Origin of the sequence: Halobaculum limi (genome assembly GCF_029490015.1) — an archaeon.
In the GTDB taxonomy this organism is placed as follows: Archaea; Halobacteriota; Halobacteria; order Halobacteriales; family Haloferacaceae; genus Halobaculum; species Halobaculum limi.
The window spans coordinates 1,957,127-1,967,496 of the sequence record NZ_CP120468.1; the positions used below are offsets into that span (position 1 = coordinate 1,957,127).

At 63.9% G+C, this 10,370-nt stretch carries 7 protein-coding genes and 1 rRNA gene; 5 read left to right on the forward strand and 3 right to left on the reverse strand.

Annotation, left to right across the window (positions count from 1 at the left end):
- Window positions 1-104: 104 nt before the first annotated feature.
- Together P0D77_RS17725 and P0D77_RS09825 are read left to right on the forward strand one after the other, a co-directional pair.
- Complete coding sequence (locus P0D77_RS17725; RefSeq protein WP_432764799.1) at window positions 105-776, forward strand: DUF7504 family protein; 672 nt, start codon at window positions 105-107, stop codon at window positions 774-776.
- A gap of 169 nt (window positions 777-945) precedes the next feature.
- Complete coding sequence (locus tag P0D77_RS09825) at window positions 946-2,892, forward strand: helix-turn-helix transcriptional regulator (RefSeq protein ID WP_277552897.1); 1,947 nt, start codon at window positions 946-948, stop codon at window positions 2,890-2,892.
- A 41-nt stretch (window positions 2,893-2,933) separates the two neighbouring features.
- On the opposite strand, the gene P0D77_RS09830 is transcribed toward P0D77_RS09825, so the two are convergent.
- The gene (locus P0D77_RS09830; RefSeq protein ID WP_277552898.1) at window positions 2,934-3,098 is read right to left on the reverse strand and encodes a hypothetical protein; all 165 of its coding nucleotides are present in this window, start codon (window positions 3,096-3,098) and stop codon (window positions 2,934-2,936) included.
- Between the two features lie 190 nt (window positions 3,099-3,288).
- On the opposite strand from P0D77_RS09830, the gene P0D77_RS09835 reads away from it, so the two are divergent.
- Window positions 3,289-4,035, forward strand: a complete 747-nt coding sequence (locus P0D77_RS09835) for an MBL fold metallo-hydrolase (protein ID WP_277552899.1) — start codon at window positions 3,289-3,291, stop codon at window positions 4,033-4,035.
- Between the two features lie 66 nt (window positions 4,036-4,101).
- Here P0D77_RS09835 and P0D77_RS09840 read toward each other — a convergent pair whose 3' ends face one another.
- Window positions 4,102-5,205 carry a phosphotransferase family protein gene (locus P0D77_RS09840; protein WP_277552900.1) on the reverse strand — a complete coding sequence of 368 codons (1,104 nt, stop codon included), beginning with the start codon at window positions 5,203-5,205 and terminating at the stop codon, window positions 4,102-4,104.
- Entirely contained in the window at window positions 5,202-5,909 is a 708-nt protein-coding gene (locus P0D77_RS09845; RefSeq protein WP_277552901.1) for an HAD family hydrolase, read from the reverse strand. Before P0D77_RS09845 ends, P0D77_RS09840 begins: the two co-directional genes overlap by 4 nt.
- A gap of 982 nt (window positions 5,910-6,891) precedes the next feature.
- On the opposite strand from P0D77_RS09845, the gene P0D77_RS09850 reads away from it, so the two are divergent.
- A complete protein-coding gene (locus tag P0D77_RS09850) occupies window positions 6,892-8,181 on the forward strand; it encodes a Cdc6/Cdc18 family protein (RefSeq protein ID WP_277552902.1) in 1,290 nt (429 codons plus the stop codon).
- 627 nt (window positions 8,182-8,808) lie between these two features.
- Window positions 8,809-10,280: ribosomal RNA gene (locus tag P0D77_RS09855) — 16S ribosomal RNA — on the forward strand.
- Window positions 10,281-10,370 lie beyond the last annotated feature (90 nt).

Genomic DNA, 10,370 nt, shown 5'->3' on the forward strand with positions numbered 1-10,370 from the left:
AAGTCGGCGTGTGAAACGGTGCGCAACGAAGTCCGCAGATCTGCTGAAACAGTCTGAAACGACCGTATAGGGTTTTATTACACCGTCCCCTCGGTGAAGTTGCCATGTCAGGAACGCCATCGCGAGCGAGCCACGATCCGACGCCGACGTCTGGGGGATGCTCGGTCGCGAACGCCCTGATACTCGCCGACCCGTCATCCGCTGGGGGCCACTGTCCACCTACGAGAGAGGCACACGATGGGACGGCCACACCGGCGAGTGCGAACGGATTCCTGCGCGTGGCGTTCACCAGGGCGGGCCGACGGCCGCCCGAGGAGTGGGTTCGGGCCGCGAGAACGACCGAGTCGTCCGTGTTTGTGGTAGACGCGACTCCGTGTTCGGGGGGATCGGACACGACCGACGCCGACGAGTACGACCGAATCAGCACGCTCGACGCCGTCAGTCCAGACAACCTGACCGACGTCGGCGTTCGGATCACCGAAGCGCTCGACCGGATCGAAGCCGAGCGCCCGTCGACCGACGCCGACCACGGCGTCGTGTGCTGTCTGGGGTCGTTGACTGCGCTGCTCCAGTACGTCGACGACCGGCGTGCGTATCGGTTCGTCAACGCCGTGACCAGTCGCGTGGCGACACACGGGGGAGTCGTCCACGCCCATCTGCGACCGGCGCTCCACGACCGGCAGACGGTCGACACGATGGCATCGCTGTTCGACGCGGTCGCCGAACCGAGCGCCGACGGTGATGGCCTCGACGTGATTCGTCGCCGACACCGTTGACCGTTGGCTGATGAGTACTCGATCGAAGTGTTTCACACGAAACCGCAGTACGTAGCGGCTCTTGCAACAGTCACTATTCTGATTGTTTCGCTCTGTTTCGTTCGTTGCGCCGCGTGAGTACCAGCGAGAAAGGGTTAAGCCACTCCCGTCGAACCGTCCAGCGACGGGGATGAGTGGGAACACGCACGGCAGTCGAGCGGCCGCGGCAGTCACCGTGGCAGTGCTGGTCGTGGTCACGTTGGTTGGCGGAGCAGCCGTCGTCAGTGTGAGCGCCAGCGCCGTCGCCGCGAGCACTACGGACGACAGCACGGGAGGCGTCTCCGCGGGCGAGGTGTCGATCACCGAGAGCGGATTCGCCGACAGCGACGTGGTCGAACGTCGTGGCGATACGCTGTACCTCTGGGCAGATGAGTCTGCGCAGTTCACGCTCGTCTTGCAGACGGGCCAAAGCGACGGCGAGGGCCACTACGAGGCGTGTCTCCAGTCGACTGTCGACGCCGGCGAGAATCGGTCGATAGCCTGTCGCTCGCTCGTGTTGTCCGGCGGAAGCACTACCGAGGTCACGTTCGACGTCGACTCGTGGGGCGACGGCGGGCCCGGCCCACGAACGGTCGAAGCGGTCGTCACCGCCGACACCCTCGATGCAGAAGTCGCCGCAGCGGCGTCACACGACGTGGTCGTCCTTCGAAAGACGGCAGACCCCGACCGTGACGGTGCGACAAACAGACAGGAGGTCCGAGCAGGCACTGACTTCTCGGTGAACGACACCGATGGCGACGACCTCTTAGACGGCCTCGAACTCGACACCTACGACACGAATCCGCTCGTCGCGGACACCGACGGAGACGGTCTGGACGACGGTCGCGAGATTCTACAGACCCACACGGACCCGACCGCAACCGACACCGACCGCGACGACCTCTCCGACCGTCGCGAGGTGGAGACGACCGGGACGAACCCGCTCCGCCTCGACACGGACGGTGACGGCCTCCAGGACGGTCGTGAGGTGCGCGTCCACGGGACCGACCCGACCGACATCGACACGGACGGTGACGGCCTCGTGGACGGCCGGGAGGTCACCGTCCACGACACCAACCCGACGGCCGCTGACACCGACGACGACGGCCTGTCGGATGCCCACGAACGCCACGGCGTCCAGACCAATCCCACCGCCGCCGACACGGACGGCGACGGTATCTCGGACGGTCGCGAGGTGAACGTAGTTCACTCGGATCCTCTCGCGGTCGACACTGATGGCGATGGGCTCTCGGACGGCCGAGAACTGGACGAGACCGGCACCAATCCCCTCGTCGTCGACACGGACGGCGATGGCCTCAGCGACGGGCGCGAGGTGAACGCGTTCGGGACCGATCCGTTGGTCTCCGACACGGACGGCGACGGCGTCGCGGACGCCCGCGAGGTCGACGCCGGGCCACTTCCGCGGTGGGCACAGGTGTACCGCACGCCGCTGGCCGCGTTCGGCTTCCTCCTCGTCGGTGGGTTCGGCGCGTTCCTCACGCGCGGGCGGTGGCTTCCGCGCGTGCCCGAACGCGTTCGAACCGCCGTTCGTGACGACCCCGCGGTCCAGAACGTCCGTGCGGTGTTTCCCGCCGACCGCGTGGGGGCGGTTCACAGCGCCGTCGAAGATGTCGTCCGTCGGCTTCGCTCGGCGGCCGTCGCCGCACGCGTGGCCGCCGTCGACCCGAACGCGTCCACCGAGCGCTCACCGGAGGCGGACGGCGGCCCCGCCGTCGGGTCCGAGACGGCGTCGGCGCAGACCGAGCAGAGCGATTCACGCACCGTGGGAGATGTCTCGACCGACGATCCGACCCGTGACCAGACCGGCGACTCGCGAGAGGATCAAGCGCAGGCCACACCCGATCCGGTTCTCACACCCGAGCAACAGGTGCAGTCGTTGCTCAGTGCGAACGGGGGTCGACTGAAGCAGTCGGATCTAGTCGAGTTGACGGGGTGGTCGAAGTCGAAGGTCAGCAGGACGCTCTCACGGATGGCCGACGACGGGAGCATCGAGAAGACCACGATCGGTCGGGGGAACGTCATCTCGTTGCCCGAACACACGCCCGAGGGCGCGCGGTCGCCGTTCGACGAGGAGTGACGCGATCGGTCCGACGATTCGACACGACGCTGCGTGATCCGTCACGACCCTGTTGACTCTCCATCGCCGCGAAGCCTCGTGTCCCTGACGTCGAGCAACCCCTCCCGAACTGCCGTCAAGAGTCGTTCGTCGAGTGGGAGGTCATCCCAGTCGTCGGGGAGGTCACCCTCCACGCGGTCGAGTGCTTCGGCGACCACTCGGTGCACGAATCGTCCGTGTCCCCCACACTCGCTACACGATCGGATCACGTACTGCACGCGATAGTCCCGTTCGACCTCGGCCCCACAGTACGGGCAGACGTACATCTCCGGCACGGTAGTCCGTTGGGTGTGTGGGTACTCGGGCGTTTGGGTCGACGCCGATACGCACTTGCGCGTTCGTGACGCGTCTGTACTCGTGTCTCCTCGTTCGGCGCCGTCGATCCGACTGGTTCGCCACGCGACACTGCTCGTCTCGCTCTCGGAGACGACGCTGCTCGTCGACCCGATGCTCGGCGCCGCCGGGTCGTCGCCACCGATCCAGAACACGCCGAATCAGCGTCCCAATCCACTCGTCGACCTGCCCGACCTCGATCTGTCGTACGACGCGGTCTTCGTCACGCACCGGCACAACGATCACTTCGACGAGTCCGCACGCGAGCGCATCGACTCAGACGTTCCGCTCGTCGTCCACCCGGACCAGACGGCGGCGTTCCGCGAGGAGGGATTCACCGACGTTCGACCGCTGGATGGCGACGTTGCTGTCGGCGACCTCACGCTGTCGCCGACGCCGGCGCGACACGGCCACGGCGACCTCGCGGCAGCGATGGCACCCGTCACTGGCGCGACCGTCACCGACGGCACACAGACGGTGTATCTCGCGGGCGACACCGTCTGGTACGACGGGGTGGCTGAGACGCTGGAATCGCTCACCCCCGATGCGGTCGTGGTGAACGCCGGTGCTGCACAGTTCCTCGAGGGGGATCCGATCACGATGGACGCCGACGACGTTCGCCGCGTCCGTGCGGCCGTCGACGACGAGGTTCCGGTCGTCGCGGTCCATATGGACGCTATCAACCACTGCCTCCTCGAACGTGATGACCTCCGGAGAGCGGTCGACGGCGTCGAGACTCCAGAAGACGGGGCGGTCGTTCACATCGACTGAGGGGTGCCGGACTCGCAACCTCATTACACGCGCTACGTGACTACACCCACGCTGTGTGGTCGCCAGTCAGTCCAGAATCGCAGCCAGGCGCTCGCGGTGGAACGCGACCGCTGCCTCGCCCGTGCGTTCGGGGTACCGCGGTCGGGTGACCACACCCTCCCCGTCGACGGCCGACGCGACGACGGCCGCGAGACGGTACACGTCCGGCACCGGCGGGAGCGGACGAACGTCTGCGTACCCGGCGCGAAACGCGCGACGGAGTGGCCCGGCGTCCGTGACGTACCAGTCGCACACGAGGTGTTCGACCTTCGCTACCCCGAGTCCTGGCGCTGCCGCGAGTGGTTCCCCCCAGTCGAGCAACGCTGTGACCGTCTCACCCTCTGCGAGTGCGTTCCCGGGGCGCAGGTCCCAGGGATACAGCGTCGAAACGGGAGAACTTGGGAGCGACGCCACTCCGGCGTCGACCATCGTACGCAGTCGCGGTCGGAGGTCGTCGAACGCCGGCGGGAGGCGGTCGACTCCAGCGCTCGCGTACGACTGCACCCACGTCGGCCAGTCAGTCGTGACGACGACGTGGTCGACGGCTTCAACGGCGAGCATCGATCCCGGGTCGGAATCGGTAAGAAGTCGGTGCCAGTCGACTGCCCCGTCGCGTTCGACGCCGACCGATCCGTAGGCGTCGAATCGGAACGCCTCGTGGAGGCAGGCGAGTGCGCGTCCGAACGTCTGCGCGAGCGTCTGCTGGGAGGAGGCGTCGAGCGTGGCGAACTGTTCGTGTAGGTCCGTCCCTGACTGCCGTTCGGTGACGAGGTACCCACCGCTTGTCTCCGAGGTCTCGTCGATCGACGATAGCGGGCCGCCAGCTAGGGCTTGCGCGACGGGTAGGTCCGTCCGAGCAGCGATCGCACGCGTGAGTGTCGCCTCGGTTGCGAGCGCTCGCTCGTTTGGCCCCGTCTGGACCACGACCGCCGGTGGATCGGAGCCGTCGCCGAACCGAACGACGACGGTTCGCTTTCGATTCCCCGTCGCTACTGAACTTCGATCGGTCACCGGTCGTGTCGGAAACTCGCGGGCGATGACCGCACTGATAGCGTCGAATTCTTCGTCACTGGCGTCGCTGTCGTCACTGGCGTCGCTGTCGTCACTGGCGTCGTCCGATGGACCACTCATCCTGCTTGATACACCGTGTGAAACTCTGTAAGTGAGGCGAGGACGTGTTCGGGCGAGAACGGCCGCGGGTCGGGACGCCCCTCATCATCGACCGGGTGGTCCGTCCACGGTCCCGGAACCCACGCGACGGGCAGTCCTGCACCCTGTGCGCCGGCGACGTCGTGTTCGAGCGAGTCGCCGACGTACAACGTCTCGTCGGCGTCGGTCTCCAGGAGCGAGCACACTCGGTCGAACGGGTCCGCGTGGGGTTTCCGACGTTCCATATCACCGGCGTACACCACTACGTCGACCGCGTCGAACAGGTCCAGGGTACGCAGTTTCGGCTCCTGACGCCACTCTGGACCGTTCGTGAGTACGCCGACGTGCCCGCGGTCAGCGGCGGTGGCGAGAGCCGCCTGCGCCCCCGGTGTGAACGACACCGCACCGTGGTCGATACCCGACAGCAGCGCCGTCGCTAGGGCGTCGGCGTCGACGTCGAACCGGCCGTGACGTGCCGCGACGACGGTGTATCCGGCCGCGAAGTACGCGTGTTCGGCGTTCGGTTCCGGCGGTCCCGTTAGTGCCGCCCACAGGTCCGACGGGGCACCGAACGGCTCCACCCCCGCACGCTCGAACGCCTCGGCGTACAGCGCTCCGGGGTCTTGGTCGCGACGACACAGTGTGTCGTCGAGGTCGAACACCACTGCCGAAACCCCTGCACTCATACGCGTCTATCGGTCGGCGACTGGCAAAACCCGTTCGGGCAGACGAAAGCACTTGCAGACTGGTGTGGTGAACGGACACACGGTGACGACCGAATCCAGAATTGAGGCCACGTCTCCCCTCGGTTCTACCGAGGCAGCCACTCGTGTGAAGCACTCGCAGACTGGTGTGGTCGGAGTGGTGTACCCTCTGACACCAGTTTTCGAGTGCTTTTCGCGTGAGGGGAGGGGGCAGGGTCGTATCGCCTCGCTTTCGCGTATATTATATCGCTATCGATTACTAGCTAGTAGTAGTAGTTGGGAAGCAGTGAGAACCCGGAAATCACACGACTCACCGATCTAGAAATGTTTGTGGTTTGTCTTCTCTCACGGGTTTAAATACACCCTCGCTCACTTGGGGGGACGACTCGGTTTCCCGGTAGACACCGTATTGGTCGAAGCACTCGAAAACCGGTGTCAGGGAGTGAACCGTCAGGTTCGTGGGACCGCGTCGTTGCTGGCGGCGTGGAATCTGTGTCTGTGGTCTCGTCTCTCGTCGGTAGTTCGGGGTACACACCGCTCTCACCGGGAGGCTTCGGTAGCGCCACTCCGAAAAGACAGACGAACGGGGCGAAAGCACTCGAAAATCGGTGTTCGAGTAGATTCACTGGGCCGGTCGGTCGCTCCCAAGGCCCCAGGCCAACCGAAAGCACTCGAAAACCGGTGTGTGGCCAAGTGGGTCGACGCGCCATCGGTCGCAGGGGCGTACGTCTCGCAGCCTCGTGTGTGGCGCAGTTCTGTCGGCGACGCTCGGAGACGCACGTCATATGACCGTCTGAACCTGCCGAGAGCACACGCGACGACGGGGAAGCACTCGTAAATCACGGTGCGCACTCGCAGACACTTGCAGAACACTCGCAACCCCCCGGTGGTACACTCGAAAGCACGCGAAAGCATTCGCACTTCCACAGCCTTATAAGGAAGGTCGCCTCAGAGGGTGGTGCGAATGGGGTCGAGCTCGATATTCGAAGACGACGTGGAGATCATCCGGAACGCGGATCTCTTCACAGAGGAACACACGCCCGCGGAGATACTCTGCCGGGACGAGGTGATGCAAGACTACGTGAACGCGTTGAAGCCGGTGTACAAGGGCAGGCCACCACGAAACGCCTTCCTCTACGGCGACACGGGCGTCGGCAAGACGGCGGCGACCAAGTACCTCCTGCAGGAACTTGACGCCGACATCGACGCACGCAACGCCGACGCACCCGGTGACGAACGCGGGTTCACCTACGTCAGAGTCAACTGTCAGAACCTCGCACCGGCGGACGGCACTGCCTCCTCGTACCAGGTCGCTATCGCACTGGTGAACGAACTCCGTGAGGGTGAGACGGTCTCGTCGACAGGCTACGCCGCTCGGGAGGTGTACGAGATGCTGTACAACGAACTCGACGCTATCGGCGGAACCGTCCTCATCGTCCTCGACGAGGTCGACCGTGTCGGTGAATCGGATACACTTCTGTATGATCTCCCGCGCGCACGCGATATCGGATACGTAGAGAACACCCGGATCGGACTCATCGGTATCTCGAACGACTACACGTTCCGATCGAACCTTTCGCCGAAAGTCCGCGATACGCTGTGTGAGACGGAGATCAAATTCCCGGCGTACACCGCCGAGGAACTCGAAGAGATCATCGAGGCACGCGCGGAGCGTGCGCTCCACCCCGATACCTACGGCAAAGAAGTTCTCTCGCTGTGTGCGGCGCTCGCGGTTCGCAACTCTTCGGGGAGTGCGCGGCGGGCGATGGACCTGCTCAAACAGTCGGCCGAACACGCCGAAAACGAGGGCCACGTTCCCATCGAACCCGACGACGTGTACGCCGCGAAGGAGGAACTCGACTATGGCGATATGGTCGAGTCGGTTGCCGACCAGGACCAGCACAAACAACTCATCCTCTCGGCGATCGCTCGGCTCGACGCCGACGGCCGGACGCCGGTCCGAACGAAGGCGATCCACGCTGCGTACCGCCGACTCGCGCAGGCCGCGGGCGATGACCCCCTCAGTCAACGAGGGATGTACAACCACCTGACGCGCCTCGATATGCTCGGCTTCCTCCACTCCTACCAGAACAACGAGGGACTACGCGGCGGGCAGTACAACACGTACGAACTCTCGGAAGCACTCACCGTCGCACAGGTCAGCGATGCGATCGGTGAGTCGGAACTCCCACTCGACGGCGTTACGCTCGACATCGAGCGCATCCTCCGCGACGCCGGACTCGCGGACAACTGACGCTGGCGGCTCGACCCGACCGACACCTGCGGCCCCCTCACGGAGCACTCACTGCCTCGTTCTCGATCCACGTTGCCAACAGCGAGTTGCCGGACGGCCCACGACTCTCGTTCTCACACCGTTTTTCGAGTGCTTTCGCCGCGTTCGGCTGTGCTGAACCCGTCGAGCGGCGAGTGTCCGCCTGGCACGCTAAATCACGATGGCACGCGCACGTTCGCTGTCTCACGCGCGGTCGGTCCACTACTCGGGGCGTGATGAGCAGCGAATTCTCTCGCCGAGGAAGATTGGTATCCTGACAGTAGTGTTGCGCCGTACCAGATGGCAGTGGTGATTACGCCGTTGGGGGTGCTCTCTCGGCTGTTGACGGCCGAAAGGTCTATAGTGACAACTATACCCACGAGGACCGTTCCCTCGGCGGATTCGAGACGACGGCCTTTTATGTTCCCCTGCCATTCGATGTGATGTGAAGCGCGCCGCGGTCGGCGCGGCGACACGTGATGAGGATTCCACCCCTGCGGTCCGCCGCAAGACGGAATCTGATGTGAGCCCCGATAGTACGGTGACATCTGGTCGGTTCCACGATGTCGCCACGATATGACCCGCCAACCCTCCCTTCACGGGGAGAACATTCCGGTTGATCCTGCCGGAGGTCATTGCTATCGGAGTCCGATTTAGCCATGCTAGTCGCACGGGTTCAGACCCGTGGCGAATAGCTCCGTAACACGTGGCCAATCTACCCAACGGACCAGTATAACCTCGGGAAACTGAGGCTAATCCTGGATACTACTCTCACGCTGGAACGCAGAGAGTTGGAAACGTTCCGACGCCGTTGGATGAGGCTGCGGCCGATTAGGTAGACGGTGGGGTAACGGCCCACCGTGCCGATAATCGGTACGGGTTGTGAGAGCAAGAACCCGGAGACGGAATCTGAGACAAGATTCCGGGCCCTACGGGGCGCAGCAGGCGCGAAACCTTTACACTGCACGACAGTGCGATAGGGGGACTCCGAGTGCGGAGGCATAGTGCCTTCGCTTTTGTGCACCGTAAGGTGGTGCACGAATAAGAGCTGGGCAAGACCGGTGCCAGCCGCCGCGGTAATACCGGCAGCTCGAGTGATGACCGATTTTATTGGGCCTAAAGCGTCCGTAGCCGGCCGGGCAAGTTCGTCGGGAAATCTACCAGCTCAACTGGTAGGCGTCCGGCGAAAACTGCTCGGCTTGGGACAGGGAGACTCAAGAAGTACGTCCGGGGTAGGAGTGAAATCCCGTAATCCTGGACGGACTACCGATGGCGAAAGCATCTTGAGAGAACTGCTCCGACGGTCAGGGACGAAAGCTGGGGTCTCGAACCGGATTAGATACCCGGGTAGTCCCAGCTGTAAACGATGCTCGTTAGGTGCGACGCAGACTACGCGTCTGTGTTGTGCCGTAGGGAAGCCGAGAAACGAGCCGCCTGGGAAGTACGTCCGCAAGGATGAAACTTAAAGGAATTGGCGGGGGAGCACTACAACCGGAGGAGCCTGCGGTTTAATTGGACTCAACGCCGGACATCTCACCAGCCCCGACTGTTCGAATGAAGCTCAGTGTGATGAGCTTAGCAGACGATCAGAGAGGAGGTGCATGGCCGCCGTCAGCTCGTACCGTGAGGCGTCCTGTTAAGTCAGGCAACGAGCGAGACCCGCATCCTTAATTGCCAGCAAGACCCCTGAGGTCGTTGGGTACATTAGGGAGACTGCCGCCGCCAAGGCGGAGGAAGGAACGGGCAACGGTAGGTCAGTATGCCCCGAATGGGCTGGGCTACACGCGGGCTACAATGGTCAGGACAATGGGTTCCTACTCCGAAAGGAGACGGTAATCTCAGAAACCTGGTCGTAGTTCGGATTGTGGGCTGAAACTCGCCCACATGAAGCTGGATTCGGTAGTAATCGCGTGTCACAAGCGCGCGGTGAATACGTCCCTGCTCCTTGCACACACCGCCCGTCAAAGCACCCGAGTGAGGTCCGGATGAGGCCTGGGTTGCCAGGTCGAATCTGGGCTTCGCAAGGGGGCTTAAGTCGTAACAAGGTAGCCGTAGGGGAATCTGCGGCTGGATCACCTCCACAGACCGGGACCAGGGCGACGCCCTGGCCCACCTTGGGTTTCGTCGTGGCGTTCGTGGTTGCGACCAGACACCTTCGTACTATCGGGGCT